The 26309-nt window shown below is 57.4% G+C and carries 26 protein-coding genes; 11 read left to right on the plus strand and 15 right to left on the minus strand.

Annotated features, from left to right (window positions below):
- Nucleotides 1–3 precede the first annotated feature (3 nt).
- On the plus strand, nucleotides 4–357 hold the full coding sequence (locus tag QP027_RS03450; RefSeq protein WP_284826010.1) for a DUF2200 domain-containing protein: 354 nt from the start codon (nucleotides 4–6) through the stop codon (nucleotides 355–357).
- A gap of 17 nt (nucleotides 358–374) precedes the next feature.
- On the opposite strand, the gene QP027_RS03455 is transcribed toward QP027_RS03450, so the two are convergent.
- Nucleotides 375–1043 (minus strand): HNH endonuclease family protein, encoded by a 669-nt coding sequence (locus QP027_RS03455; protein ID WP_284826011.1) that lies wholly within the window; start codon nucleotides 1041–1043, stop codon nucleotides 375–377.
- Nucleotides 1044–1098: 55 nt separating this feature from the next.
- On the opposite strand from QP027_RS03455, the gene QP027_RS03460 reads away from it, so the two are divergent.
- Both QP027_RS03460 and QP027_RS03465 read left to right on the plus strand, forming a co-directional pair.
- Complete coding sequence (locus QP027_RS03460; protein ID WP_284826013.1) at nucleotides 1099–1968, plus strand: patatin-like phospholipase family protein; 870 nt, start codon at nucleotides 1099–1101, stop codon at nucleotides 1966–1968.
- Between the two features lie 76 nt (nucleotides 1969–2044).
- The gene (locus QP027_RS03465) at nucleotides 2045–3373 is read left to right on the plus strand and encodes a hypothetical protein (RefSeq protein WP_284826015.1); all 1329 of its coding nucleotides are present in this window, start codon (nucleotides 2045–2047) and stop codon (nucleotides 3371–3373) included.
- Here QP027_RS03465 and QP027_RS03470 read toward each other — a convergent pair.
- Nucleotides 3370–5001: a peptide chain release factor 3 gene (locus QP027_RS03470; RefSeq protein WP_284826017.1), complete on the minus strand. Its 1632-nt coding sequence runs from the start codon at nucleotides 4999–5001 to the stop codon at nucleotides 3370–3372. The genes QP027_RS03465 and QP027_RS03470 overlap by 4 nt on opposite strands.
- Before the next feature lie 112 nt (nucleotides 5002–5113).
- On the opposite strand from QP027_RS03470, the gene QP027_RS03475 reads away from it, so the two are divergent.
- On the plus strand, nucleotides 5114–5662 hold the full coding sequence (locus tag QP027_RS03475) for an NADPH-dependent FMN reductase (RefSeq protein WP_284826018.1): 549 nt from the start codon (nucleotides 5114–5116) through the stop codon (nucleotides 5660–5662).
- Between the two features lie 79 nt (nucleotides 5663–5741).
- Here the strand turns inward: QP027_RS03475 and QP027_RS03480 are convergent, their stop codons facing one another.
- Nucleotides 5742–5924 (minus strand): hypothetical protein, encoded by a 183-nt coding sequence (locus QP027_RS03480; RefSeq protein ID WP_284826020.1) that lies wholly within the window; start codon nucleotides 5922–5924, stop codon nucleotides 5742–5744.
- A gap of 179 nt (nucleotides 5925–6103) precedes the next feature.
- Complete coding sequence (gene pth / locus QP027_RS03485) at nucleotides 6104–6745, minus strand: aminoacyl-tRNA hydrolase (RefSeq protein ID WP_432418605.1); 642 nt, start codon at nucleotides 6743–6745, stop codon at nucleotides 6104–6106.
- Nucleotides 6746–6777: 32 nt separating this feature from the next.
- On the opposite strand from pth (QP027_RS03485), the gene QP027_RS03490 reads away from it, so the two are divergent.
- The 3 genes from QP027_RS03490 (at nucleotide 6778) to QP027_RS03500 (ending at nucleotide 10195) form a co-directional block, all read left to right on the plus strand.
- On the plus strand, nucleotides 6778–7731 hold the full coding sequence (locus QP027_RS03490; protein ID WP_284826021.1) for a nitronate monooxygenase: 954 nt from the start codon (nucleotides 6778–6780) through the stop codon (nucleotides 7729–7731).
- A 114-nt stretch (nucleotides 7732–7845) separates the two neighbouring features.
- Complete coding sequence (locus tag QP027_RS03495) at nucleotides 7846–9120, plus strand: DUF5129 domain-containing protein (RefSeq protein WP_284826023.1); 1275 nt, start codon at nucleotides 7846–7848, stop codon at nucleotides 9118–9120.
- Nucleotides 9121–9139: 19 nt separating this feature from the next.
- Nucleotides 9140–10195: a hypothetical protein gene (locus tag QP027_RS03500; protein WP_284826025.1), complete on the plus strand. Its 1056-nt coding sequence runs from the start codon at nucleotides 9140–9142 to the stop codon at nucleotides 10193–10195.
- A 67-nt stretch (nucleotides 10196–10262) separates the two neighbouring features.
- Here QP027_RS03500 and QP027_RS03505 read toward each other — a convergent pair whose 3' ends face one another.
- The 4 genes from QP027_RS03505 to QP027_RS03520 all read right to left on the minus strand — a co-directional run bounded on the left by QP027_RS03505 (nucleotide 10263) and on the right by QP027_RS03520 (nucleotide 13779).
- Nucleotides 10263–10976, minus strand: coding sequence for a maleylpyruvate isomerase family mycothiol-dependent enzyme (locus tag QP027_RS03505; RefSeq protein ID WP_284826027.1), 714 nt, complete (start codon nucleotides 10974–10976; stop codon nucleotides 10263–10265).
- Nucleotides 10976–11803: a fumarylacetoacetate hydrolase family protein gene (locus QP027_RS03510; RefSeq protein WP_284826029.1), complete on the minus strand. Its 828-nt coding sequence runs from the start codon at nucleotides 11801–11803 to the stop codon at nucleotides 10976–10978. The genes QP027_RS03505 and QP027_RS03510 overlap by 1 nt, the downstream gene beginning before the upstream one ends.
- A 5-nt stretch (nucleotides 11804–11808) precedes the next feature.
- On the minus strand, nucleotides 11809–12924 hold the full coding sequence (locus QP027_RS03515) for a cupin domain-containing protein (protein ID WP_284826031.1): 1116 nt from the start codon (nucleotides 12922–12924) through the stop codon (nucleotides 11809–11811).
- 123 nt (nucleotides 12925–13047) lie between these two features.
- Nucleotides 13048–13779, minus strand: coding sequence for an IclR family transcriptional regulator (locus QP027_RS03520; protein ID WP_349293176.1), 732 nt, complete (start codon nucleotides 13777–13779; stop codon nucleotides 13048–13050).
- Between the two features lie 117 nt (nucleotides 13780–13896).
- Between QP027_RS03520 and QP027_RS03525 the strand changes: the two genes are divergently transcribed.
- Entirely contained in the window at nucleotides 13897–15255 is a 1359-nt protein-coding gene (locus tag QP027_RS03525) for an MFS transporter (RefSeq protein WP_284826033.1), read from the plus strand.
- A gap of 48 nt (nucleotides 15256–15303) precedes the next feature.
- Nucleotides 15304–16683, plus strand: coding sequence for an FAD-dependent monooxygenase (locus QP027_RS03530; RefSeq protein WP_284826034.1), 1380 nt, complete (start codon nucleotides 15304–15306; stop codon nucleotides 16681–16683).
- Between the two features lie 59 nt (nucleotides 16684–16742).
- Here the strand turns inward: QP027_RS03530 and pth (QP027_RS03535) are convergent, their stop codons facing one another.
- The 3 genes from pth (QP027_RS03535) to QP027_RS03545 all read right to left on the minus strand — a co-directional run bounded on the left by pth (QP027_RS03535) (nucleotide 16743) and on the right by QP027_RS03545 (nucleotide 19547).
- Nucleotides 16743–17300, minus strand: coding sequence for an aminoacyl-tRNA hydrolase (gene pth, locus QP027_RS03535; protein WP_284826036.1), 558 nt, complete (start codon nucleotides 17298–17300; stop codon nucleotides 16743–16745).
- A gap of 72 nt (nucleotides 17301–17372) precedes the next feature.
- Nucleotides 17373–18008, minus strand: coding sequence for a 50S ribosomal protein L25/general stress protein Ctc (locus QP027_RS03540; RefSeq protein ID WP_284826038.1), 636 nt, complete (start codon nucleotides 18006–18008; stop codon nucleotides 17373–17375).
- A gap of 201 nt (nucleotides 18009–18209) precedes the next feature.
- A complete protein-coding gene (locus QP027_RS03545) occupies nucleotides 18210–19547 on the minus strand; it encodes an MFS transporter (RefSeq protein WP_284826039.1) in 1338 nt (445 codons plus the stop codon).
- A 49-nt stretch (nucleotides 19548–19596) separates the two neighbouring features.
- On the opposite strand from QP027_RS03545, the gene QP027_RS03550 reads away from it, so the two are divergent.
- On the plus strand, nucleotides 19597–21057 hold the full coding sequence (locus tag QP027_RS03550; RefSeq protein WP_284826041.1) for an NAD-dependent succinate-semialdehyde dehydrogenase: 1461 nt from the start codon (nucleotides 19597–19599) through the stop codon (nucleotides 21055–21057).
- Here the strand turns inward: QP027_RS03550 and QP027_RS03555 are convergent.
- The gene (locus QP027_RS03555; RefSeq protein WP_284826043.1) at nucleotides 21054–21674 is read right to left on the minus strand and encodes a DNA alkylation repair protein; all 621 of its coding nucleotides are present in this window, start codon (nucleotides 21672–21674) and stop codon (nucleotides 21054–21056) included. The two genes, QP027_RS03550 and QP027_RS03555, sit on opposite strands and share 4 nt — an antisense overlap.
- A 19-nt stretch (nucleotides 21675–21693) precedes the next feature.
- Between QP027_RS03555 and QP027_RS03560 the strand changes: the two genes are divergently transcribed.
- Nucleotides 21694–22812: an MFS transporter gene (locus tag QP027_RS03560; protein ID WP_284826045.1), complete on the plus strand. Its 1119-nt coding sequence runs from the start codon at nucleotides 21694–21696 to the stop codon at nucleotides 22810–22812.
- Between the two features lie 56 nt (nucleotides 22813–22868).
- Here QP027_RS03560 and QP027_RS03565 read toward each other — a convergent pair whose 3' ends face one another.
- The 3 genes from QP027_RS03565 to glmU form a co-directional block, all read right to left on the minus strand.
- The gene (locus QP027_RS03565; protein WP_284826047.1) at nucleotides 22869–23627 is read right to left on the minus strand and encodes an SDR family NAD(P)-dependent oxidoreductase; all 759 of its coding nucleotides are present in this window, start codon (nucleotides 23625–23627) and stop codon (nucleotides 22869–22871) included.
- Between the two features lie 208 nt (nucleotides 23628–23835).
- Nucleotides 23836–24813 (minus strand): ribose-phosphate diphosphokinase, encoded by a 978-nt coding sequence (locus QP027_RS03570; protein WP_284826049.1) that lies wholly within the window; start codon nucleotides 24811–24813, stop codon nucleotides 23836–23838.
- 11 nt (nucleotides 24814–24824) lie between these two features.
- A complete protein-coding gene (gene glmU, locus QP027_RS03575; protein WP_284826050.1) occupies nucleotides 24825–26282 on the minus strand; it encodes a bifunctional UDP-N-acetylglucosamine diphosphorylase/glucosamine-1-phosphate N-acetyltransferase GlmU in 1458 nt (485 codons plus the stop codon).
- Nucleotides 26283–26309: the final 27 nt, after the last annotated feature.

Here is a 26309-nt window from a genome sequence, read left to right on the forward strand (position 1 = left end):
CGCATGGCCCAAGAACGACTATTTTCCATGCCTTTTGCCACTATCTACCCGCTGTATGTGGCCAAGGTCGAACGCAAGAACCGCACAGTCGCCGAACTCGATGAGGTTCTCTGCTGGTTTACTGGCCATAGCCCTGCTTCATTGCATGCCGCGGCGGAGTCCGATCAGACCATGCGAGAATTCTTCGAGCACGCTCCGGGGATCACCCCTCATGCAGCGCTCATCACTGGGGTCGTCTGTGGGATTCGCGTGGAAGACATCGGCGATCCTCTCATGCAAAAAATCAGGTACATGGACAAGCTTGTCGACGAGCTTGCCAAAGGGAAAGCGCTGGTCAAGATCATGCGCTCGGCGTAGCAGCGTTCTAAGTGCAGCTAGTCTGTGCTCGGGCACAGCGTGAGCTGACGCGACAGGGCATCCCGTTCGGCGGGAGCCACCCACAGGCCGTATTTGTACTTCACGCGAATTTGAAGTGACGCGAACTCGCAGCGGAAAGACTTGTTCGGTGGGAGCCAGGTGGCTGCGTCGCCGCCACTTTTCTGTTGGTTCAGATCAGTTCGGGTGGGAATCAGATTGTCTAGGTCGTGGGCAAACTCTTGACGCTTTTCCGGGGACCACTGGAAAGCTCCCGTGTGCCACGCGTTTGACAAACTCACCACGTGGTCTATCTCGATCTGACCGTCGCCGCGGACAAAGTCGATTGTTTCTCCAGAGTAGGGATCATGAATAACACCCCAGGTGACAGTGCAGTTGTCGTCGTCAAGCGCGAGGTACTGGGCGTGCCGGGCCAAGACTGCATTGCGGAATCCGCAGGCCGTCGGGTCTGCGCCGAATTGATTTCGCGAATATCCGCCGCTGCCCGCTTTACCCTTGACTTCGAGTGCTTCCAGCTGCTCCTGTGGGCTGGTGACAACCTGCTCCGGCGTTGCTGGCGGAGGAAGCAGCTGTGCTGCCGGGGCATCGTCGAGCTGGCTCAGTGTGCCAACAGCGGCAGTACCCAGCACAAGGGCAAGTACTCCCAGAGTGAATCGGCCAGTGCGCATGAAAGAAGAGTATCTTGCCACCCCGACATCAGCTTTAACCACTACAATTTTCAACATGATTGATGCTCGCGACACTGCACTTGTTATTGAAGGTGGCGGAATGCGCAATTCCTACACCGCCGGCGCTATTGCCCGGTTTATTGAAAAGGACGTGCAGTTCGGCTGGGTCGGGGGAGTGTCTGCAGGGTCGTCGCATCTGTGCAGTCTGTTATCCCGCGATGCAGATCGTGCGAAGAAGGCTTTCACCTCGTTTGCGGGGCATCCGGAGTTTGGCGGCTGGCAGTCGCTCTTGCGCGGAACGGGATATTTCAATGCCGAGTTTATTTACGAAAATTCCGACGAGGCACTTCCATTCGACTTTGCTACGTTTCAGTCCAACCCGGCAGAGCTTCACATCGATGGGTGTCGCGCAGACACGGGAGAAACCGTCTCGTGGACCAGAAAAGATATTGAAAAGAAGCAAGATATCCTCGTTCGGGTGAGAGCTTCGTCAACTATGCCTTTAATCATGCCGATGCGTGTGATTGACGGAGCTCCATTTGTCGATGGAGCTCTCGGGGAATCCGGTGGTTTGCTTATCGGCGCCGCCGAACGCGCCGGCTTCAGCAAGTTTGCGGTGCTTACTTCACGTACCCGTGACTACTGGAAATCCGAGGTCAAGCGACCGGAGACGATTCGTCGCTTGTTCAGGAAATACCCTGCGGTGGCTCAAGCTCAAATTGACCGCCCGGCTCGTTACAACGCCTCCAAACAGCGCATTATTGATTTGGAAGAATCGGGTAAAGCAAAAGTGTTCTTTCCGGAAACTATGCCGGTTGACGTGGGGGAACGAAACGTGTCCAAACTTTTGGTTGCCTATAATCTCGGTTTAGACCAAATCGATCGTGAATGGGAATCGTGGATGCAGTTTCTTCAGCTTTCTTAGCCCTGTGACCTGCAGCGGTTGTCACTTGCTGAAAAAATACTTAGACTTTGAAGAAAAGTATGCAAGGGGGGTCACCGTGAGAACTCGCACCATCTGCCGCATCCCCGATCATGGGCTGGGAGCAATCAGAGACGTGCCTCTGACATTGCTTGACGCTGCCTACCTAAAGTGGCGTTTGGACTCTAGTGAGCTGAACGAACTCGATCTCGAAGCCGAGCTTTTTGAAAGCTCCAAGACGGACGGTCTCGTGGTGCTGATCGACGAGCGCCCCGTTGCAGTTCTCGAGCCTTTTGAGCGCCGTGCATACTTCGAGTTAGACCGCGTTGTCGATCGTGAGTGCATTCCACTGATCACCGTGCGTATTACCCCGTATGAGGTCATTGCGCGTTTACCGCGGCCGGGCTTGTGTCTGCCGATTAACCATCCGCCACAAGCCGACTGGGTGATCGCACCACCTGGACCATTGCGTACCGTTCGCTTTGATCGACCCGACGTGATTGACGATCCACGCAGACGCGCACAGGTCTTTGTAGCGCTGCATCCACGCGGCGATGACATCGAGGTGGCCCTTGACGGTGAGCGGATTGGAGTGCTTGAACCCGAAGACTCTGAAGCTTTGCTGCCACTCGCTCGCGAGCTACAACAGCTCGGCGTATTGCTCGTTGCACGCGCTTACCAGGCTCCTTTGGGCACCCAAGCGACGTTAACGTTTTACGCTTCCCCGGTCGATGATATTTCTACGCTCATCGTGAACCCATTTACGGTGGTCACTAGTGATGGCGCTTATTATCCTGGCGGAGAGCCTACAGTCTCATTTGCGGCAGCGAAAAAGCATGAGCCCGAGGAAGACGATAACTACTCCAAGTTCGGCGCGCCCATCGTTGAAGAGGAAGACGTGCCATTCGACGCGGCTGGGCCGGAATCAAAGCGCCGGGGAAGGGCGAGGAAGGCCACTCCTGGCTTGGTCGCTGCGGCTGTGTTCGGTGGCGTTATCCTGTTCGGTGCGGGAGCGGCAGCGTTGATTGGGCCTGACCAGTCTGCTTCGGAAGAGCCAACTCAGCAAGCTTCCGTTACGACGAGCGAGAAAAGCACAACGTCGTCTCCATCGACTACGGCCTCGTCCACATCGACACCATCGCCAACTACGACGGAATCCTCGACGCCTCCTCCGCCGCCACCACCTGTGGAACCTCCGCCACCGCCACCGGTAGCGCCGGAAGTTGTAGAGGCCCCTCCGAGTTCATTTGAGGAGTATGCGGTGACTGAGCCGTACATTCCGCCTCAGCCTCCTCCACCTCCACCGCCTGTGGAACCTCCGCCGCCACCACCTCCACCACCGCTGTCTCCTGAAGAACAGTTTGTGCGGGACTTGGAGGATTTCGTGGACAGTATCGTCGGCCCTTAATCGGCGACGAGTGGCTCCATCGTGAGGTGTGGATTCTCCTTCTCCACGAATGCGAGTTTCCATTTGTCGCCAAACAGGGCGATGTATTCGCCGTCGGTGCGGGTGAAGATCTCCACCCCGCGCTGACGACCCAGTTCCGCAGCGCTTTCGGCATCTGTGCGTCGTGCAACTGAGTACGGAATTGGTTCAGTGACCGTCTCGACGTTGTATTCCAACTCCATACGGGACTGCATGACCTCGAACTGCATTGGGCCAACGGCGGCCATGACGGGTGCTGCGTCGCCACGAAGATCGTTTCGTAGAATCTGCACAACGCCCTCGGCATCTAACTGCTCAAGGGCCTTACGGAACTGCTTGTACTTGCCTAGGCTCTGCGCGCGCAGCGTACGGAAGTGCTCCGGCGCGAACTGTGGCATCGGAGGGTATTGCACTTTGCGCCCAGAATAGATCGTGTCGCCAGGGGCAAGGGACCCAGCGTTGACCAGGCCGATGATGTCACCCGGAAATGCAGTTTCAACGGTGTCACGGGTGCGTCCGAACACAGTCAGCGCGTACTTCGTAGAAAAGCTTCTGCCAGATTGGGCGTGCGTGACCTGCATTCCACGATCGAATTCGCCGGACACCACGCGCATGAATGCCAGGGTATCGCGGTGATTCCGGTCCATGCCTGCCTGCACTTTGAAGACAACGCCGGAGAAATCGTCGTTGAGATCGCGACTCTCATCCATGGCGCTTGTCGACGACTCCACCGCCTTTGGGTCCGACTCCCGCCCGTGAGGTGCAGGCGCGATTTCGCACAGAGTGTCGAGGATCTGGTGGACACCAAAGTTCAGCATGGCCGAGGCGAAAATCAGTGGAGAAGTTTCGCACTGCTCGAACAACTCTTGATTGTGGGTGGCGCCGTCCATCGCGAGAAGTTCAGCTTCTTCAACTGCGGTTTCCCATGCGTCGCCTTCGCGCGCTGCAGCGTCTTCAGGGGAGAAATGTTCCTCTGGTGCGATGGTTGAGCCACCCGCGGTTCGGGTGAAGTGGATGTAGTTGTCCGCTTCGCCCTCGTCGTTTACATGTGCAAGACCTCGGAAATCGCCTGCTTCGCCGACCGGCCAATACAGGGGAGTGGGCTGGAGGCCGATTTCCGTGACGATCTCGTCGACAAGCTCAAGCGGCTCGCGGCCGATGCGGTCCCACTTGTTGATCACTGTGACGATGGGCAGGCCGCGAGCTTTACAAACGCGGAAGAGCTTGAGGGTCTGTGGCTCGAGGCCTTTGGCGGCATCGATCAGCATGACTGCAGCATCGACGGCAGAGAGCACGCGGTAGGTGTCCTCGGAAAAGTCGGCGTGGCCTGGGGTGTCAACGAGGTTGATGACGTAAGGCTCGTCGGCGTGGCCTTCTGGAGCATACTCAAACTGCAGTGCGGAGGACGCGATGGAAATGCCACGATCCTTTTCCATTTCCATCCAGTCGGAAACGGTTGCTTTGCGGTTGCCCTTTCCGTGGGTGGCACCTGCCTCGGTGATGATGTGGGCATGCAGCGCGAGCGCTTCGGTGAGCGTCGACTTACCGGCGTCGGGGTGGGCGATGACTGCGAATGTGCGGCGACGTTGTGCTTCCGAAAGCGTACTCATGAGATATGAGAGTAGTCGCTGGAAGGTAGAAAAATCGATCCGGGGTTGGACTGATGTGTATGATGGCGGAAGTAAGATGAACACATGTCAACAATTATGGGAGTTGGACACAATGAAGATTGGCGTTATTCTCGGCTCTATTCGTGAAGGCCGCGCTGGGGAGTCCGTAGCAAACTGGGTCATGGAAGCAACAACGGGCCGCGAAGCTGCGACTTACGAACTTATCGACCTAAAGGAATTCAACGTTCCCCTGTTGGAGTCTTCGGTTGTGCCAGGCGCTGCGAACAAGCAGTACGATGACGAGAACGTGACCAAGTGGTCCCAGGCGATCGATGCGTGCGACGCGTATATCCTTGTTACTCCTGAATACAATCACTCGGTTCCAGGTGGAATGAAGAATGCTTTCGACTCGCTCGGTTCCGAGTGGGCTGGCAAGCCAATCGCATTCGTTGCCTACGGCGCAGCAGGCGGCACCCGTTCGGTTGAGCACTGGCGCACAATTGTTGCAAACTTCAGCATGTATGACCTGCGCAACCAGATCGACTTGAACCTGTTTACCGAGTTTGGCGAGAACGGCGTACAGCCAAACGAGCGTCGCGCCGGTGAGCTTGAGGGCATCTTGGGAGAGCTTGAGACAATTACCGCTCAGCTGAACAAGTAATTGATCAGAGTCAAAGCCCGGCCTTCCCATTGTGGGGAGGCCGGGCTTTGGTCTTGCTGGGTGATTCTAGGTGGGTGGGTTAGTCGTCCCAGTCATCGTCCCAATCATCGTCGTTGTCATCGTCCCAATCATCGTCCCAATCGAGCCAATCGCCAACGATGTTGTCAACAATCGGACCAAGGTTTGGAACGGAAGAGCCGATACCGCCGGCGAATGCTGCGAGTGCCGCCATGATGGAGGCAATGATGTTCTGGAGGTTCATGTGTCGCTCCTGTCGAAATCGAGTGGAAGTGGATAGTGGCGTGCAGGGATCCCGAGTGCACATTCATTACTAAAACAACAGAAACGTGCGGTGGCAAGGGCAAGGAAAGCTACAAGATTTGGCGCATATGGCCTGATCAGGTGAGATGATTTTGGTGTGAAACAGAAATGAACAAACTGTCATCGTCGGCCGCGAGAATGCACCTGATTTTGGGCTTTGGATAAGCCTTCCTTTGTGATCAATTGTGTGGCTTCTGCGGCGAGGTGGATCTGCTCGTCGAGCTCGGGGGACGATTCGACAACCCCTAGCACCCATTCGGGGATGGGCTGGCGGTCTGTCGGTCGACCAATGCCCACGCGTACACGAATGTAATCGCGAGTACCCACCTGTTCGGTGATGGACTTCAGGCCGTTGTGCCCGTTCTCGTTCCCTCCGAGTTTGAGTCGCACTTGTCCAGGAGGCAGGTCCAGCTCATCGTGAATGACGATGATGTGGTCCGGTTCGATTCCCAACAAACGTGCTACCGGAGCGACTCCCTCGCCGGAAAGGTTCATGTATGTGGTCGAGCGTAGGTATGCCACATCGCCAGCGACGGCGACGTTCGCTTTGACCCCGGGGACAGGTTCCAAGTGCGTCTCGTTTTCCGCGAGAAGATGATCGAGTGCCATGTACCCCACATTGTGGCGGGTAGCTGCGTATTTTGCACCGGGGTTGCCCAGTCCAACAACCAGCCAGGTGGCGTCGTTAGCGCTCAAAGTGCGCGCGGCGGGCGAAGTGGCAGACGCTGATCGAGCAAACAGGCGTTTCACAAAATCAAACACGGAATTATTGTCGCATATCTACACTGAAGCGCATGAGTACGTCCCCTCACCATGCCCTGACTCTTCCACCTGTGATCGCTGCCCCCATGGCCGGTGGGCCGTCGACTCCTGCGCTGGCCAATGCAGTCGATTTCGGTTTCCTCGCCCTTGGTACTTGCTCGTTGAAGGAGGCCGAAGATCAGCTTGCACAAGTTAACGCCCCGTATGGCGTGAACCTTTTTTATCCGCAGGCCGATGAACCCCAGCTTTCGGACATCAACGCTGTGGCCAAGGAGCTTTCTGTCGACGTTCCAAGTGTTGACTTGACCAATGGGTTCGCGCAGAAGTTCGCACTCATCCTCTCGCTTGACAACCCGCCCGCGGTGGTTTCCTCGACGTTTGGGTGTTTCACTGTCGGGGAGATCGACGCGCTCCACGAACGTGGCATCGAGGCATGGGTTACCGTGACAAATCCGCGCGATGCCGAGATCGCTTCTCGACGAGGCGCCGACCGACTCGTCGTCCAGGGCCCAGAAGCAGGCGGGCACCGCTCGACCTGGTCAATTTTCGAGGAACCAGACCAGCGGCCGCTTGCGCAGCTCCTTTCTGCTGTGCAAGAAGTATCCGAGCTGCCCCTGATCGCTGCGGGAGGTGCTCGTACCTCTGAAGACGTGGCAGATTTGATTGCGCGCGGCGCCCAGTCGGTCGCATGTGGTTCGGCATTCTTGCTTGCCGACGAAGCCGGCACCTCCCAATTCAACCGTGAGTTGTTGGAAGCCGGTGGGTCGTCGATAAGCACTCGTGCATTCTCAGGACGTTATGCGCGTGGCATGGAAACGGAATTTACCCGAACGCATGAGGATATGGCTGCGCTGTACCCGTACCTGAACGCGATGCTAAAGCCCCGTCGGGCGGAGCAGGAATATGCGTATTGCTTAGTTGGGATTGATCCGGAAAGAATTCACGTGGGAGCGGCCTCACAGCTACAAGAAACGCTGCTACCGTAGGAAATATGAGACGACTTCTTGCCGCGTCAGCAACCGTAACACTGGTAGTCTTGGCTGCCCCAGGAGTTTTTTGCGCAAGGAGGAGTCACGGTCACGATCGAGGATCCGCACGGCTTGCTCAAGCCTATTGAGGTTCAACGGCTAGAAAACGAGACTGCACAGCAAGGCCTCCCGGACGTTGTTCAGCAGGTGGACTACTTGGTGTTTGCAGAAAATGACGAAAACCTCAATGACACAGTCGAGGAGTATGCCCGCGACAATCGCCCTGATCTGATCGCCCCAGACGACGATCACTTCACCGATGGCCACCTGATTGTTGCGGTGGGGTACGACCCGCAAATGAATGGTGTCTACTGCGGAAACGACGTGTGTGACCAGCTTGATCTGTGGAGTGGAAAGCACCTCAATCGGACTTTGGAATCGGCCAAGGACTTCCTGCGAGACAAAGCGATTGCGTCCGGTTTACTCGCCTCGGTAGCGTATGCCGGCGACGAGGAAGCGGTGGCACAGGATCGGGCAGATTCTGACCGCGCAGACAAGATTGCGCTAGGGGTTGGGGGAGGCTTCGCAGCTGTTGGCCTTATGTCCGCAGGTGGCGCGATTGCTTACTCTCGGCGCAAGAAGAAGCGAGATCGGATTGAAGAGGCACGTAGCGACTATGACTATGTGATGAAGCATTACGCGGACACCGCGCAGCGCCTAGATGAGATCGATATCCGTGCGCATTCGTTGACCTCTCCTTTAGCAAATGCTGAACTTCGTAAGCAATGGGCTGATGTGCGCGACCGTTTCTTGGAGCTGGATAACGCGGTGCAATCTTTCCGTGGACTTTCTGTGTCGGCGGACGATGACACGTTCCACGAGCACTACGCAGAGCTCAACACTGCCGAGGAGACTACGCTGCAGGTCAAGACCGCCGAGCAGAATATCGAGACGATCTACCAAGTAGAGCATGGGGATGAAGGGGCTCGCCTGGAGCTTCTCAATGAGTTAAAGAGCGACTTGCTCCAAGCCGAGACCACCGTGAAGTCGGATTCACTGCGGGCCAGGGTGACTGAGCAGATCAGCAAGCTAGATACGCTGCGCTCCGATTTGTCTGCCCCGAACTTCCTAGAGCAGTTTGTCGTTCTCCTGGGCGATGTCTCGATGGTTCTGGCGACTGTCGACGCACAGGAATTTTCCGATGTGGATCGCGAGGCGGACCGCACTCCGCCTGCCGTATACGACACCAACTACCGAGTGGGTACCGGCGTGAACAACTATGTGCCTTTCTACTTGATGGCCTCCTGGCACGATTCAGACGTGCAGGCGCACCAGGCGGCGGAATCGTCGGCGAATACGTCGTTTAGTTCGGGGTTCTCTGGCGGAGGGGGTTCATCTAGCTTTTAAGACACACTAGGGTAGTAGTATGAACCTATCTACCCACGTGTCATTGATTGGTGCAGACAAATACTCTGGTGTTGAGCGCGGTATCCCGTCGCTTTGCGACGAAGACGAAGCTACCGCAGCAAAACAAATCCTGTTCCGACTGGCTTCCTTTACCAATGTGGAACCCTTCGACGCAGCGCTAGCCGCTTTGCAAGACCCCGAAGCGCGGTTTCTACGCACGCGCGATGAATGGGCTGATGTCGGCGGGTGGCCCCTCATCGACGTGACCCCGGTTGCTCTCATGGGCCCAGACGGGACCCTACAACTCTATTACTCCGAGAAGGAAGTACGCCCGATCGGGGAAGCGAAGACGCTGTCTGAGTTCAAAGCGGGGAAAGATGTCGGTATTCAAGGCACACGAGAGTTTCTGGACCGCATGATCCTGGGAGCCCAGCACCTGACCACAGAGATTGTCATGGAGACCGAGCCCTCTGGCACTGTGGAATTCCCCGGCGGAGCGGTCCGGGCGGTGGAACCACGAATCACCGAAGTGAAAGACGAGCTCGATGCGCAGCGTGCCGACCGTCCGATCAGCTTTGAGCTTGCGTTATCCACTCAGCTAAACCGCCGGGAAACATTGGAATCTGCGATACGTGGTTTCGCCACCGTAATCTTGGGCTTTCCTAACCCTTGGCGATGCCTCACATCTCAGGACATTATCCAGGTGGAGCGCTTTGTTACCGAAGCCTTTGCTGGCCGGGTCGTTTACCGCAAGGATGCAGCTACAGCGTGGTCAATGTTGCGCGACCAACCACTGATTCCGCTAATCGACGAGCCTACGGCCTTCGAAATCAACCTCGCAGTCTGGGGAACGAAGAGGCGGATTGGCGCGAGGATCGGGAAGTGGGATCGCGAGATAGAAGCTTTCATTGCCGACAAAACAGCGCTGGCTCCGCAAGGCGTGTCTTTTCCTAGGGTGCTGCGAGCGCAGACGTTTATTGAGCGGGCCCTCTTCCACCGCTCAATAAACCCAGACCTGGTTTTCACTGCTGGGCTCGGCAAAGATATTCTCGCGATGCTTAGCGCAGAACGATGAGCCGCAACAACAAATCGCCTGGTCTCCATGGGAATGGAGACCAGGCGATCGTCGTTAAGCGAATCTCTTAGAGCCAGCGTGGAGGCGTTGGAGCATCCTCGTTAACACCACGGCCACCGCGACCAGAGGCCCAGCGCGCAAGGCCCGCAAGCGAGCCGCGTACCTCGGTGGTGGGGGTGCCGGTTACTTCGATGCGCTCGTCGGTGTCAGTGTTGATGAGGACAAGGCCCTCGCCGACACCGCTGCCACGCCACTTGCCTGCGATTTCAGGAACAAGGGTAGACAGGATAACTTCTGGGATATCTGCGAACCCAGCATTGACGTGAAGGTCAACAGCATGAAGCCAGACTTCGCGGGTACGCATCCACAGAGTTTCAGACGCAGGCACCGTGCGGCCCTGAGCAGTCTTAACCTCTGCCTTCCAGGCATCTTCGGTAGCGTCGCGCCATGCTACATCGAGGCGAACCAAGGTGTGATCGTGCAGGTTGCGAATTGCATCCGGGATCAAAGTGGAACCGAACTCGATTTCCTTTCCGCGGGCATCCGGTGAAGAGTACATCGGGTTCTCAACGCCGGTCTTAGCCCAATCCATCAGGTTGCACAGTGCGTTTGCGTTGTATGCAACGTGTGCAGCCAGGTGGGACACGTCCCAACCTTCGAGGAGTGTGTCGCGGCCAAAATCAGCGTTGTCAATGAGCGCCAGCTGACCCGAGTAATGGGCAGTGCCACGGCGGGTGAGCTGGAGGCGCTCCTCAATGGATAGGTCGTGGAAGGAAGTCATTACTCGAACACCGTCTTGTTAGCTACGTAGCCAAGGCCCTCGATCTCGACCTTGACAACCTGGCCGTCGCCGATGTAGCGCTTCGGGTCGCGAGCGTGGCCGACACCACCTGGGGTACCGGTGACAATGACGTCGCCTGCGTCCAGTGGGTAGATGTGGGAGATGTACTCAACCAGAGCCTGTGGGCCGAAGACAAGGTCATCGGTAGGGGTGGTCTGCATCTTCTCGTCTTCGAGGTAGGTCGCAAGCTCGCCGCCAAAGGTGAAGGAATCCTTGGTGGTCATCCATGGGCCAAAGCCAGCGGACTTTTCGAAGGACTTACCGGAGTGCCACTGCAGTGTGCGGTACTGGTAGTCACGCATGGTGTAGTCGTTCATGACTGCGTAGCCAGCGATGTAATCGTTAGCATCTGCTGCCTTGACGCGACGTGCACGCTTGCCGATGATGACAGCAAGCTCACCTTCCCAGTCGAGCTCCGCGTTAGCGTACTCAGGGACTAGGACATCATCGAAAGGACCGGTCAGGGCATCGGGGAACTTAACAAACAGGGTTGGGTGCTCTGGAAGGTTGCGACCCATCTCCTTGATGTGGTTTGCGTAGTTCAGGCCAACACAGACGATCTTGTTTGGAGCAGGAACAACAGCCTCGAGGTCGGTCTGAGCGAACTCGATGGTTTCGCCCTGAGCGCCTGCTGCGATCTCTTCCCAGTTGCTTTCCTGGAGCAGGTCGCCAACGTTGGCGTATCCCTCGATCTTGACAGCAGTGGTGTCGGTTTCAACGCGGGCTGCGAAAGTGCCCTGGTTAGAGCGAATAGTTGCAAGACGCATATTTATTAAATTCCTTCCGGAGTGTAAGTACGTGCAAGGTCGAGTTTCTCAAAGATCGGGTGATCGGAGAAATTGAACAGGTCGGCACCGCCGTCGCCAGCTTCGATGTGCCACTTCTTCCAGCTTGGCACATTGAAGACGTCGCCGTGCTGCAGGTCGAACTTCTCGTCGCCAACGTATGCGGTTGCGGAGCCATCAAACAGCTGGAACACGCGGTTGCCAACTTCCTGAACAGGAATGGTCGTTGCGTTCGGGCGCAGACGGTGGAATTCCGCACGAACGGTGGACATGACGTCCTTGCCGTTGGTTGGGTTGGTGAAGCGAACCGCAGCGTGGCCTGGAGAGACAACACCCGGGAAGCCCTGGTCTTCAAGTGCAAGCTGATCCTTGAGCGCGGCATCGGTGTGCTCCCATGCGAAGCGACCGATTGGAGAGGAGACCTGCTCGCCTGGGAATGCCACTGGGCGCAGACCTGGATGGGCCCAAAGGCGCTCGCCACGGGAGTATTCAGGGGTGGATTCGTCGGTAAGCTTCTCGGTGCCGTACTCGAAGAAGCCGGTGTCCATCTGGTGAGCAAATGGAATATCCAGACCGTCAAGCCACGCCATTGGCTTGGTTGCGATGTTGTGGTGGCCGTGGAAAGCCCAGCCTGGGGTGATCAGGAAGTCGCCGCGCTTCATAGGGACTGCGTCGCCGTTGACAACGGTCCAGACACCCTCGCCCTCGATAACGAAGCGGAATGCGTTCTGGGAGTGACGGTGCTCAGGGGCATTCTCGCCAGGAGCGAGGTATTGGATTGCTGCCCAGAGGGTCGGGGAGACGTAGGTGTTTCCGCCGAGAGCTGGGTTTGCAAGGCCGATCGCGCGACGCTCGCCACCGCGGCCGACAGGAACAAGCTCGCCGGAGCGCTGTGCCATCTTGTACAGCTCTTCCCAGTCCCACTTGTGTGCGATCGCGGTAGGTTCTGGGGAGTTTGGCATGAGGCCACCGATCTGGCGCCACAGTGGCTTGAGGTGGACTTCGTCCATGCGCTTGTACATGGCGTCGAGCTCAGCCTGCTCCTCTGGAGTTGGTTCTGGTGCTTGGAAGTCGACGTGCTTATTTGAGTAGTCGGTACTCATGGGTCTTACCTCCTGTTAGTGAAGACAGAATTATTTTAAGTTGTGACTCCGAACATAGGCAGTTTCCCGTTGTGATTCAAAGGTATTCCGGGGCGCGGAAAATCTCGGCGGGGGTGAAGTCGGTCACCCCATGCCGTGAACGGTGGGAGCGCGAAACTTCTCTAAGCGCCGATTTAGGTCTCGCCCGTGTTTGATAAGCACTTCCGCGCACTTCCGGTGCACATTGCGAAAGCGCAGAGTCGGAATCGAAATTGTAATGGCTCCCAAGGTGTCGCCGAGTTCATTTCTGAGAGCCAGGCCCACGGCGGAAACGTCGTGTTCGTACAGGCCGTTGTTGATGGCAAAGCCGCGGGTGCGTGTTCTGTGCAACGTCCTGCGTAAATCTTCAAAAAGGTCGTCTGGCATCGTGGGGTACAGGGCGCGCAACTCGCCGGGGGAAAACTCCGACAGCATGGCAAGGCCGCCGGCATTATCCATTGCGGGCATCACCTGTCCACGGCGGGTGCCTACTCGCACCATTTGGCTGCCCTCCACCGAGTAAAGAAAGTGTGTCTTGTTCCCGGAAAGAGCCATCAGGTTTGCTGTTTCGCCGGTTTCGGCCGCGATTGCCTGCAAATGATCCAGCGTGTTGTGGATTAGTTCCGCTCCAATCCCCGGCGTGAGGCTGGACGCTGACAAGGCGGGTCCCGGGAGGTACGTGCGTGATTCCGATCGACTGGCAAAACCGCGATATACCAGCATTGACATGGACCTGTGAACGGTCGAAGGGGAGACGTCAAGGGCCTCGGCTGCCCCCGAAATGGTGAGGGATCCTTGGTCGCGCAGTATCAAAATCAGAACCAGTGCCAAGTCCACTGACTGCAGAAACTCTCGAGGGGGGCACCGTGGGTGGGGCCTGAATGAATCATGATCGTACCTTCCGCTATATGGAATCCCTTTGATTGTAATACCGATCACGCCGATTATGTGAGTATGGCTTCAATCTCTGACCCGCAGCGCCTTGCCGATGGCGCTTCAAACAATCTTCGCGACTACGAGTCCGAAAACCATGGGTTTACCGTCCTTGGTATTTCCGGTCGACGCTTGGCCGCAGTCCTCATCGGTTGGTTCTTTGTCGTATTCGATGGATATGACCTTATCGTTTACGGCACCGTTCAGGGTGCCCTCATGGAAGAATGGGGGATCTCCGCGGCGCAGGCTGGCACCGTGGGGTCCGCGGCCTTCCTTGGCATGGTGATCGGTGCCGTCCTGATCGGACGTATCTCGGACCGTATTGGGCGCAAGTTCGCGGTCCTGGGATCCGTGGTCGTCCTCTCGATCTTCACCATTGCGTGTGCCTTTGCCCCAGGGCCCGTGGTATTCGCAATCTTCCGTTTGCTCGCTGGTATCGGCCTCGGTGGTCTGGTTCCATCCGTCAACGCAATGACTGCGGACCTGGTTCCACCGAACAAGATGTCTTCGTGGTCCACCGTGATGATGTCCGGTGTGCCACTTGGTGGCTCGATCGCGGCAATTCTTGCTCAATGGATCGTTCCTTCCGATCCGCACTGGGGCTGGCGCATCATGTTCTTGATCGCATTTGTCCCACTGGTCGTTGGCCTTCCGATCGCCTGGTTCGTCATCCCAACGGATCGCTGGATCCAAGCAGATCACGAAGCACACCAGGGTGCGGACGACCCAGCGCAGAAGGTGGGCTTCGGAGCTCTACTTGGCCCTCAGTACCGCACAGTGTCCATCTGGTTCGCACTCGCAACGTTTGTCACCCTGCTCGCTTGGTACGGCCTGGGCACCTGGCTGCCAAAGCTTATGACCACCGCGGGCTACGACTTCGGCGCAGCACTGAACTTCACCCTGGCGCTGAACCTCGGCGCAATCATCGGCTCCGTGGTCACGGCATGGGCGGGAGACAAGTTCGGCCCAGTTCTCTCCGGCTCCGTCGCTGCATTCGTGGCAGGTGTCGCCTTGCTCCTGCTGCTGACAGGTCCTTCCATCGGTGCGGTGTACCTCATCCTGGTCCTGGCCGGTGTTGGTACACACGGCACCCAGATCCTGATCATTGCGGCAGTGACGCACTTCTACCCACACAAGCTTCGTGGCACCGCCCTGGGTTGGGCACTCGGTGTCGGACGCCTTGGTGCGGTGGCAGCTCCTCAGTTGGCGGGCCTTCTGCTCAGCTGGGGTCTGGGAGTCAACTCCAACTACCTCATGTTCGCCATCGCGGCGCTGCTCTCCTCCCTGTCGCTGTTCATCCTTGCGGGTATTCAGCGTCGACAGGTGGGTGCTGTCGATCAGGAGACTTCGACTGTCGTTTCCCACTCGGACCCGCACTAGACCTCCCAAGCTTCTTTTATCCACTTCATGAAAGGAAGATGTTCATCCATGTCCCCTCAGAAAACCAATGAGCTAGCTGGCCAGAAAATCATTATCTCGGGCGGTGGCATCGGCGGTGCCTCCGGTGCTCTCGCGCTTGCGCTTCGTGGTGCAGATGTCACCCTTTACGAGCGTCACTACGAGTTTCGCGAGGTAGGCGCAGGCCTGCAGATCGGACCTCACGGTGTGAAGATGCTGGAGAAGTGGGGTCTGAAGGAAAAGGTAGTCGCTGGTGGCTTCCTGCCGGAACGGATGCAGTTCCGCGACGGTGTTACCTCGGAACCGATCCTGACGATGAACTTCGACGAAGAGTTCATTGAGCGCTACGGCGCCGAGTACCTGGTGATTCACCGTTCCGACCTGCTCAACCTCCTCGTCGAGGCGGCAAAGGAAGCCGGCGCAAACCTTGTTAACGGCACCATGGTGACCGGCGCAGATGACCACGGCGACGGCGTCACCGTACACTTGGCTGACTTCGATACCGAGAAGCCATACGATGACGTCGAATGCGACATGCTGATTGGTTTTGATGGCACCCACTCCATCTTCCGCAAGCTGATCGTCGAAGACGACCCGGTTCCTTCCGCATACGTTGCCTACCGTGGCACTTCCAAGATCGCCGAAGAGCCAGACCCAGAGGTTGCTAACCTCAAGGATGTTCGTGGCCACATTGGCCCGCGTTGCCACTTCATCCAGTACCCACTGCGCGGTGGCGAGCTGCTGAACCAGGTCGCTGTCTTCCAGTCTCCTCGATACCTTGACGCGCTCACCAACGGCACCGAGGTGCCAGAGGACTGGGGCAACAACGAGGAATTCAAGAACGCTTTCGGCCACACCCACGACAACGTCAAGGGTCGCCTGAAGAACATGTGGCTGGACACATGGTGGCAGATGGCGGACCGCGAGCCGATCAAGAACTGGGTCGCGTCCGATCGCATCATCGTCATGGGCGACGCAGCGCACCCACCGTTGCAGTACCTCGCGTCCGGTGCAGTCATGGCCATGGAAGACTCTGAGTGCTTGGCACTTTTCGCCTCCGAGGCCGCCGCTAAGGGCGAGCTCAACTGGCCAGAGGTTTTGCGCGAGGTATCCGCAGAGCGCGCTCCTCGTTGCGAACGCATCCAGACTACCGGCCGTTTCTGGGGCGAACTGTGGCACGTCGACGGCATCTCCCGTCTGATCCGCAATGAGCTCTTCCGCGAGGCAGAGCGTACCGGCTGGTTCATCTACGCCGACTGGCTGTGGGACTACGACGCATCTCGCCGCGAGTACCTCAACGATCCTTCCAAGGGCCAGCTCCCTGAAGAAATCCGCGAGTGGGAATACAACCTGCACAAGATTGCTCGCCAGCGCGACGAAGGCAAGTCTGCAAACGAGCTGACCATCTAACTTTTGGCTTAACGACGACCACCTGCCCCGGACCACAATGTGGTCCGGGGCAGACTGTTTTAGCCTATGGCAGCGAGCAAACCGTCCGCTGCATCCGCGACAACAAATGGCATGTCTGCCACCTCTTTTTTGCTAAAAGGCTTGAGCACATAGTCGCCGGGGGATTGACGCCCTGGAGGCCGCCCGATACCTACTGCAATGCGATTGTATTCGCTAGTTCCAAGAGATTTGGTGACTGATTTGAGTCCGTTATGGCCGTGGTCGCCACCGCCGCCGCGCACTTTGACTGCACCAAAGTCCAGGTCGAGTTCGTCGTAGATCACGTAGAGATCTCTTGGTTTTACATCGAAGTAGCTGGCCAAGGCTTTCACTGGGCCCCCCGAGACATTCATAAAACCGCGCGTCCGCGCGAGAACGGTCCGCTGCGGAGTGAGGCGGCCAGCGGCTAGTTCTGCGATTTCAGTATTCGTCTTCTTGTGAACGGACAACGTAGCGGCCATCGGGGTGACACGATCGAGGAGTTCTTCGATCACCTTCACGCCGACATTGTGGCGGGTTTCAGCATATTGTGCGCCGGGGTTGCCCAAACCGACGATGAGGATAGTGGAGTCAGACACGCACCTCATCATAGATGGCGAAAACCCGCCACAACCAAGAGCTGGTTGGGCGGGTCGTCGTTAAGCGAAGGATTAGTCCTCAGCAGGCGCTTCTGCTGGGGCATCCGCAGCGGATTCTTCGCCAGCTGCGCCTTCCTCACCAGCATCGGTCTCGAGGTCTGCTTCCTCTTCCTCGGTGATGTTGAGGACCAGTGCCTCAGCGTCGTCGATCAGGGTTGCGCCCTCAGGCAGCTGGATGTCGCCAGCGAGAATCTGGGTGCCAGCCTGCAGGCCCTCGACGGAAACGGTGATCTCTTCTGGAATCTTCAGAGCGTCGATCTCGATGAGGATGGTGTCGACTTCCTGGATCAGCATTGCGCCAGAGAAGACTTCGCCTTCGGCAATGACAGGGACGTCAACCTCGACCTTTTCGCCACGCTTAATGCCCAGCATGTCGATGTGGTCGATGTTGAGGGTGATGACATTCTGGTCAATGAACTTGACCATGGAAAGGTGCTGTTCGCCGTCGATTTCAAGCTCGGCAATTGCGTTAACACCGTCGTTACGGATCAGTGCGGTGACCTCGAGGCGGTCAGCGTGGAAGTGCAGGGTCTCTTCGCCAGCGGAGTAGAGAACGCCTGGTAGGCGGCCATCGCGACGCAGGCGACGGGATGCGCCCTTGCCAAACTCTTCGCGCTTTTCAGCCTTGATTACTGGGGTTTCAGCCATGTGAATCTCCTAGGTGTATTGGGCCGCCAAATGAAAAATCCTGCGACCAACTCAAACGGTTTAGATTGCTCGTCGAGTGATCGCAGGCTTGGAAAGTCTGTGATACTTATCGCGTCGATAACGGCCCAATTGTTTCAGACCCTCGCCGAGACTAGGCAATCCTAACACTGTAACCGGCGAGAATCCAAAAGCATCTACGTCCTAACGAGAAAGCACGAAGTGGCCCTCTGCCTGCTTTGCTTCGTGTTCGTGTCCCAGAGGGATTCCCGTGCGGTCACGCAGGGCAAGCGCTGTGAATAGCCCGATCGTTGTCGCCACCAACAGGTACACCGTCACGCCCAGAGTAGATCCTGTGCGCTCAACGAGCGCCGCAGCGATCATCGGTGCGAAAGCGCCTCCGATAATTGAACCCACTGCGTAGGTGATGGAGACTCCTGAGCCACGGATCGAGGCGGGGAAGAGCTCTGCGTACGTTGCACTGGTCTGGCCGTAGGTTAGGCCTAGCCCCACGGAGAGGAAGCCCAATCCGAGCAAGACGTATCGGAGGTCTGCAGTATTGACTAGCGGGAAGAGAGTAAGCACGCCTAAGCCCTGGACGACGAATCCGATGATGAAGGTCATGCGACGGCCAATGAGGTCAGAGATCCACCCGGCGAAAAGTGTAGTCACAATCCACACTGCCGCGGATGCAGTGACCACGAGCAGAATTGGACCGCGATCCATTCCGAGCGCTCCGGTGGTGTAGTTCTGAATGTATCCGCCTGCCATCATGTAGCCGGCGACACCGTTGGCGGCGAACAAGATAGCGCCCACGATGACCAAGGGAAGGTAGCGCGTGAACAATACCGCGACAGGTTGCTTTGGCGTTTCAGCAGCGGTGCGGTCCTCCGACATTTCGGTGTAGACCGGTGACTCATCAACGCCGACGCGGACAAGGTAGCCGATGATGACTAAGACGATGGAGAACAAGAATGGGACGCGCCAGCCCCACTCCATGAAGGCGTCGCCCGGCGCGATCCAGTTCATCGCTGCAAGGGCTCCGTTGGCCATCAACAGACCTGCAGGGGCGCCGATCTGGGGCCCGGCCCCGAAAAGACCGCGCTTGTTGTCAGGGGCATGTTCCACCGCGAGCAAGACCGCAGAGCCCCATTCGCCACCGGCGGAAATGCCTTGTAAAATACGGAGGATAACCAGCGAGATTGGTGCCCAGATACCGATTGCATCGTAGGTAGGCAGCAGGCCGATGAGCGTAGTTGCGCCGCCCATTGCGAACAGCGTCACCATGAGCACGACGCGTCGGCCCAGTTTGTCGGAGAAGTGTCCAGCCATTAGCGCTCCCAGCGGGCGGAAGAGGAAGGACAGCCCGACGGTGAGAAACGCGACGATTGTCGCAGCGCCGTCTCCCATTGGGCCAAACATCAAGTGGTTGAACACAAGTCCCGCGGTTGCGGAGTACAAGAAGAAGTCGTACCACTCAATGGCGGTGCCGATCGTGGTGGCGGCAACGACGCGACGTCGCTCGGAAGTGGTTGAGGCCATCGGCAAGGATCCTTAAACGCTGGAGACTGAAAAGTGGTAAGCCGGAGGTATGGATATTTCTTCGGTAGTAGAAAAGGTACACACTCAGCTTCTTATTAGCGACCGGTGGCGCGATGGGTCCGACGGCGAGACTTATCAGGTTGAGAATCCTGCCACGGGCGAGGTCCTAGCCACGATGTCGTCGGCAAGCGAAAGCGATGCACTTGACGCAATGAATGCAGCCTGTGACGTGCAGAAAGAATGGTCGCGCACAAGCCCCCGCGAGCGCTCCGATATCTTGAGGCGCGCCTTTGAGCTGGTGACCGAGCGCAAGGAAGAATTCGCCACGTTGATGACCGCGGAGATGGGAAAGCCCTATGCCGAGGCTGTGGGCGAGGTGGCTTACGGCGCTGAATACCTTCGTTGGTTCTCAGAAGAAGCAGTACGGCAATACGGCCGGACTTTTGAAGCGCCTGAGGGCGGGAAGCGGCTGCTGACGGTACGTAAACCGGTGGGGCCATGCCTGCTGATTACTCCATGGAACTTCCCTTTGGCAATGGCTACTCGTAAGGTAGCGCCCGCTGTCGCCGCGGGCTGCACGATGGTGTTGAAACCGGCCAAGTTAACTCCGCTTACTGCGCACTATTTTGCGCAGACAATGCTTGATGCCGGCCTACCAGCAGGTGTACTCAACGTGGTGAGTTCTCAGTCAGCCTCGACGGTTTCGGAGCCGATCATGGCCGACCCGCGACTACGCAAGGTGTCGTTTACCGGGTCCACGGAAGTCGGCCGCACTTTGCTCAAAGGCGCTGCTGACAACATCCTGCGTACCTCGATGGAGCTGGGCGGAAACGCGCCAGTGCTTGTCTTTGAAGACGCGGACCTTGACGTAGCAGTCGAAGGGACGATGCAAGCAAAGATGCGGAACATCGGCGAGGCCTGCACAGCAGCAAACCGGATCTTCGTCCACGAGTCGCTCATCGACGAGTTCTCGCACCGACTTACCCAGCGCATGGAGGAACTCAAGGTAGGCAATGGCTTTGACGACGATGTCACCGTCGGACCTTTAATCGAGGAGAAGGCAGTGGACAACGTTGCATCGCTTATCGACAACGCCGTCGACCACGGTGCCAAAGTGACCACGGGTGGCACGCGCGTCGAGGGACCGGGGTACTTCTTTGCGCCAACCGTGCTGACCGGGGCGACACCCAATGCACGGGTTTTCCGTGAGGAGATCTTCGGGCCGGTGGCAGTACTTTATCCTTTCAGCACAGAAGAAGAGGCCTACAGCTTGGCAAATGACACAGAGTTTGGTCTAGCCTCTTACGTGTTTAGCGAGAATCCCGCGACGATGTTCCGAGCCTCTGACAACTTGGAGTTCGGCCTACTCGGATTCAACACCGGTATCGCCTCCAACGCCGCTGCGCCTTTTGGTGGCGTAAAGCACTCAGGCATGGGACGCGAAGGTGGGGCAGAAGGCATCGACGAGTACTCCGAGATCCAGTACATCGCGGTCGCGGACCCGTACTAGATGTACTTCGAGCCTTCCCTCGCCGATAGGGGAGCAAGGTCGTGGGTAGCGATGAACTCTGCTACCCACGCTGGGTTTGCCTTGGAATAGTCGCGCAGCGCCCAGCCAATCGCCTTATTGATGAAAAACTCTTTAGACCCAAGGTTGGCCATGATAATCTGTGCGAGCAGTTCGGAATCCGTCTCAGTGCGAAACCCCAATTGGTGAATAATCGCCACGCGTCGCACCCAATAATCTGAGTCTTGAGCCCACTCCAGCATGGATTCCGCGTCGGCAGCCTGGCCTACACCTTTAGCTAGCGAATCCACGGTGTCCCACCACGACTTTGTTTGTACTAGGCGCTTCAAATCGGGCAGGTCGGTCGTCGTCAAGCGTCCGAAGCGAATGTGGTCGCAGGCGCAGTAGTGATACTCGCGTTCGGGCTCGTCGAAAAGCAACTGCGCAAAATCAAAATCGGTGGGACGAAAGTGCACGATGCTGCGTGTCGACGATCGACGCTCGCCCGCAGAAATGCCAAGGAACTGGAATTGGTTACGCATGTATGCGGCCATCTGGTCGGCGCGGGAGGGATCGGCAAGGGGGAGGAGCGTGGCATGCACCTCGTCGAGAGTTCTCATAAACCCATACAATCACCACATGGACAAACTGCGCTATGCCTGCATCATGATCGGTGGCTTCTTAGGCCCGTTCGCTGCACAATCGTTAGCAGTTGTTCTGCCGGAGTTCGCGGGTGATTTCGAAATCTCCCTCGGTCTAGCTGCGCTGACGATGACGGCTTATTCGCTGCCGTTTGCTTCGACGATGCTGATTTCCTCGTATCTTGTGCGAGGAATATCGCCGACTCAGGTAGTGCGGGTTGCATATATCGTGATCGCCGTTGTTTCGGTGGTGTTGGTGTTCTCGCCGAAGTGGTGGCTGTTCTTGATTGCCTTCACAATAGCGGGGATCGCAAACGCGTTTACTACCCCCATTTTGCAGCTGATCCTGAAGCACATCACTCCCGACGAAAAGCTGGGGCAGGCCCTTGGTGCGTACGCAGCGATGCAGTCGTTTGGGCTATTTTCGGCACCTCTTATTTCGGGGCTAACGTCGCTAGTCACGTGGCGGCTTAATTATGTGATGCTGGGTCTTTTCGCACTACTTATTGTCCTTGTACGCGTACCTTTGGTACCGCACGATGACTCGCGCGCGCCTAGCCAACGAATAATCACTGGTGGGCACGTGCGGGCGATGTTCACGCTATTCGCTGTCGGGAGCGGCGTTATCGGGATGTCATTTGTGGTGTCGCTGCTAGTCGGTGAGCGTTTTGACGCTGGGCCGGTCACCCGTGGGGCGATCGTTATGGTCGGCGGACTCACCGCGTTTCTTTTCGCGCGCATCTTGGGCCATTGGGCGGATACGTTTGGTCCACGCCCAGTGCTCATAGGCGGGTTGCTCGTCGGCGGGGTTGCACTACTTGCAGTAGCCATGGCCCCGACCATGTGGTTGCTTGCAGTGGCGTGGGGGTTGGCAGTGTTGGCGGTCCAAGGCACGCAAATCGCGGTGAACCTGTTGGTGTTACGCGCACCAGGCGGATCGACGATGGTATCTACTGTGCAAGCATTCCGTTTCTTCGGTAATGCGGCGACACCACTTGTCTTTCTCCCGATTTATCACCAGAGCCACTTGGGAGGATTCGCCGCAGCCGCAGGCGGGCTGTTCATCATGGCGCTGGTGAATGTCGTTGCCACGCGGGTAGCCAAGTCACACAACTAAAACCGTGCCCGGCGCAGAGTCGATTCTGCATCGGGCACGAAAAGGCTTCGCGATACTTAGACCGCGGTGTAGCCACCGTCTACCAAGTGGTAGGAGCCGGTGATAAAGGAAGCTTGTGGGCTCAAGAGGAAAGTCGTCAGGGCAGCGACCTCATCGGCTTCGCCCAGGCGACCGATGGGGTGCTTGCCGATCAGCGCAGTGCGGAACTCGTCAGGGAGATTTTCCAACAGCGGGGTGTCAATGTATGCAGGGCCTACCGCGTTAATGCGGATTCCGTCTGGGCCGTGCTCAGCGGCAGCGTTTTTGGTCAGGCCGACAACGCCGTGCTTTGCAGCGGTGTAGGCGGAGTTGCCAGGAGCTGCGACGGTGCCGTGGATGGAAGCCATGTTGACGATTGCGCACTCGTTGGTGTTGTCCTGCTTGAGAAACTGCTCGATCTGGAAGCGATTGCCGTATGCCACGCCAAGCAGGTTGATTGCGATGACGCGGTCGAAATCTTCAAGGTCCATTTCGCCGACACGGTTCTGCTTACCACCGATACCGGCATTGTTGACTGCGAGCTCCAGCGAGCCAAAGGTCTCGACAGCGAATTCAACCACGTTCTTGTTTTCTTCAGCAGACGCGGTGTCAATCTTGAATGCAGCGGCCTCGCCGCCGGCTTCCTTAACCTCGTTAGCGACGCGCTCCGCAGCTTCAAGGTTAAGATCAGCGACGACGACCTTAGCGCCGTTGTTCGCTAGGTCCTTCACACACGCCTCACCGATTCCGGATCCACCGCCGGTGACAAGTGCAACCTTATTGTCGAAAATACCCATGGAAATGTCCTTTGCTGTAGAAGATATGGGGACAATTTCCATTATGGTCAAAATCTGCTGAGGATGTCGCAACGCGTAGAGAACCGCAGGTAGCCTCATTACGCGCAGAATGACAAGAGCAAAACAACAATGGCCTTCGTTACCGAACTTATTTCACGTTCGGTAACAAAGGCCGATGCCAATCTGTACCTCGCAGGGCGTAAGGGGATTAGGCCTGCCCCTCGAACAATGTGGTCACGGAACCGTTTTCAAAGATCTCGTGGATCGTCTTCGCTAGCAGCGGGGCAATCGACAAGACGGTGAGGTTATCCCAACCCTCGGTGGACTGAGGCAAGGTGTCGGTGGTGATAACTTCCTCGGCACCGCAGCTAGATAGGCGCTCGCGAGCTGGCTCGGAGAACACACCATGAGTGGTTGCGATGACGACGTCACCTGCACCAGCTTCCTTAAGCACGCGGACGGCTCCGGCGATGGTGCCGCCGGTATCAATCATGTCGTCCAGAAGGATGCAGTTTTTGCCTTCGACGTCGCCGACAACGCGGTTTGAAACAACCTGGTTCGCAACCTCGGTGCTGCGCGTCTTGTGCACGAACGCCATCGGAGCATCGCCCAGCGTGTTGGCCCACTTCTCGGCAACCTTAACGCGTCCAGCATCCGGGGAGACAACGACGAGGTTGTCCATGGAGTACTTGCTCTTGATGTAATCGGTAAGGATGGGCATCGCGTGCATGTGATCGACGGGACCGTCGAAAAAGCCCTGGATCTGGTCGGTGTGTAGGTCAACACTCACGATGCGATCTGCGCCAGCAGCGGAGAGTAGATCTGCGACGAGGCGGGCGGAAATAGGCTCGCGACCACGGTGCTTCTTATCCTGGCGAGCGTATGGGTAGAACGGCAGGATGGCGGTAATACGCTTTGCCGAGCCACGCTTGAGAGCATCGATCATGATGAGCTGCTCCATGATCCACTTGTTCAGCGGCTGGGTGTGGGACTGCATGACAAAGCAGTCCGCGCCACGAACAGACTCTTCAAATCGGATGAAGATTTCGCCGTTGGCAAAGTCCTGTGCGGTGGTTGGGGTGAGCTCGGTGCCAAGCTCCTTAGCCACAGCCTCGGCGAGCTCAGGATGAGCACGACCCGAGAAGAGCATGATTTTCTTTTGGCCCTCAGTGGAGTATCCGGACATAGTGGTGCTGATTAGCCTTCCTGCTTCGGAGAATTTTCTCGTGCACGCTTAGCGGCTTCCGCCGCTGGGGTTCCTGGTCGCTTTTCTTCAACCCAACCCTCGATGTTGCGCTGGCGTCCTTCCTTGATCGCAAGAGCACCTGCTGGAACATCATCCATGACTACTGTACCCGCACCGGTATACGCGCCATCACCAATGGTCACCGGAGCGACAAACATCGTGTCTGAGCCGGTACGGACGTGCGACCCGATCGTGGTGTGGTGCTTGTTCACTCCGTCGTAGTTGACAAAGACACTAGAGGCGCCGATATTGGATTCTTCGCCCACAGTGGCATCGCCGATGTAGGTCAAGTGTGGGACCTTAGAGCCAGCTCCGATGGTGGCCTTCTTCGCTTCGACGAAGCCACCCAGCTTGCCTCGCTCGCCCAACACGGTGCCTGGGCGGATATAAGTGTAAGGGCCGACGGTTGCATCCGGGCCGATTTCAGACTCTGATCCATGGGTGCGAACAACTTGCGCGCCTTCGCCGATCTTCATATCGGTCAAGGTGGTATCAGGGCCGATCTCTGCGCGGTCACCGATCACGGTCTTACCCCACAACTGCGTGTTCGGGTGGATGACAACGTCTTGTCCAACCTGTACGTCCACACCAATGAAGGTGGTGTCTGGCGAAATAATGGTAGCTCCGCCACGCATCGCCTTTTCCACGTTGCGACGGTTTAGCTCTTTGCCCGCCTCGGCCAATTGGACGCGGTCATTGACACCGGCAAGCTCGCTTGGGTCTGGCGCAATGTGAGCGGCTACGATCTTGCCGTCGGTGCGTGCAATCCCCAAAACGTCGGTGATGTAGAGCTCGCCTTGGGCGTTGTTGTCGTCGATACGCGTGAGAGCGTCAGCAAGAACCGCGCCATCGAAAGCGAAGACACCGGAGTTGACCTCGGTAATCTTCTTCTGCTCGTCGTTAGCATCCTTTTGCTCGACGATTTCTTGGACGTTACCTTCGTCGTCACGCACGATGCGGCCGTAACCAGTCGGGTCGTCCAGTTCGAGGGAGAGTACGGTAACTGCAGCCTGTGCCTCGGTGTGTGCAGCGATGAGCGACTGGATGGTCTCTGGTTGTAGCAGCGGAACGTCGCCGTTGGTAACAACAACAGTGCCGGTGAAATCCGGAATCGCAACAAGTCCGCACTGAACCGCATGCCCGGTGCCATTTTGCTCTTCCTGAACGGCTTGGGCAATGTCACGGTCGAGTTCCGCCGCGATAGCCTCTACGGCAGGGGAGACTTGGTCACGCTGGTGGCCAACGACTGCAACGATGTGCTGCGGGTTCACACCGGCGGCGGCATGCAGGGAATGCGAGAGCAGGCTGCGGCCGCCGATTTGGTGAAGGGTTTTCTGCTTCGTGGACTTCATTCGAGTACCCGCGCCCGCCGCAAGCACGACGACAGCGCAGTCAGTTGAATGGGACACCTAAGTCTCCTTGGAGAGGGAACGGAT

Origin of the sequence: Corynebacterium breve (genome assembly GCF_030252165.1) — a bacterium.
GTDB classification, from domain to species: domain Bacteria; phylum Actinomycetota; class Actinomycetes; order Mycobacteriales; family Mycobacteriaceae; genus Corynebacterium; species Corynebacterium breve.

Coding starts and splice junctions, on each gene's coding strand:
- QP027_RS03455 (WP_284826011.1), bottom strand. CDS start 1,043: ATGCGCACTGGCCGATTCACTCTGGGAGTACTTGCCCTTGTGCTGGGT.
- QP027_RS03570 (WP_284826049.1), bottom strand. CDS start 24,813: ATGTCCGGATACTCCACTGAGGGCCAAAAGAAAATCATGCTCTTCTCG.
- QP027_RS03470 (WP_284826017.1), bottom strand. CDS start 5,001: ATGAGTACGCTTTCGGAAGCACAACGTCGCCGCACATTCGCAGTCATC.
- QP027_RS03545 (WP_284826039.1), bottom strand. CDS start 19,547: ATGGCCTCAACCACTTCCGAGCGACGTCGCGTCGTTGCCGCCACCACG.
- QP027_RS03565 (WP_284826047.1), bottom strand. CDS start 23,627: ATGGGTATTTTCGACAATAAGGTTGCACTTGTCACCGGCGGTGGATCC.
- QP027_RS03515 (WP_284826031.1), bottom strand. CDS start 12,924: ATGAGTACCGACTACTCAAATAAGCACGTCGACTTCCAAGCACCAGAA.
- QP027_RS03490 (WP_284826021.1), top strand. CDS start 6,778: ATGAGTACGTCCCCTCACCATGCCCTGACTCTTCCACCTGTGATCGCT.
- QP027_RS03530 (WP_284826034.1), top strand. CDS start 15,304: ATGTCCCCTCAGAAAACCAATGAGCTAGCTGGCCAGAAAATCATTATC.
- QP027_RS03500 (WP_284826025.1), top strand. CDS start 9,140: ATGAACCTATCTACCCACGTGTCATTGATTGGTGCAGACAAATACTCT.
- QP027_RS03525 (WP_284826033.1), top strand. CDS start 13,897: ATGGCTTCAATCTCTGACCCGCAGCGCCTTGCCGATGGCGCTTCAAAC.
- QP027_RS03450 (WP_284826010.1), top strand. CDS start 4: ATGGCCCAAGAACGACTATTTTCCATGCCTTTTGCCACTATCTACCCG.
- QP027_RS03560 (WP_284826045.1), top strand. CDS start 21,694: ATGGACAAACTGCGCTATGCCTGCATCATGATCGGTGGCTTCTTAGGC.
- QP027_RS03510 (WP_284826029.1), bottom strand. CDS start 11,803: ATGCGTCTTGCAACTATTCGCTCTAACCAGGGCACTTTCGCAGCCCGC.
- QP027_RS03475 (WP_284826018.1), top strand. CDS start 5,114: ATGAAGATTGGCGTTATTCTCGGCTCTATTCGTGAAGGCCGCGCTGGG.
- QP027_RS03550 (WP_284826041.1), top strand. CDS start 19,597: ATGGATATTTCTTCGGTAGTAGAAAAGGTACACACTCAGCTTCTTATT.
- QP027_RS03505 (WP_284826027.1), bottom strand. CDS start 10,976: ATGACTTCCTTCCACGACCTATCCATTGAGGAGCGCCTCCAGCTCACC.
- QP027_RS03540 (WP_284826038.1), bottom strand. CDS start 18,008: ATGGCTGAAACCCCAGTAATCAAGGCTGAAAAGCGCGAAGAGTTTGGC.
- QP027_RS03480 (WP_284826020.1), bottom strand. CDS start 5,924: ATGAACCTCCAGAACATCATTGCCTCCATCATGGCGGCACTCGCAGCA.
- QP027_RS03460 (WP_284826013.1), top strand. CDS start 1,099: ATGATTGATGCTCGCGACACTGCACTTGTTATTGAAGGTGGCGGAATG.
- QP027_RS03555 (WP_284826043.1), bottom strand. CDS start 21,674: ATGAGAACTCTCGACGAGGTGCATGCCACGCTCCTCCCCCTTGCCGAT.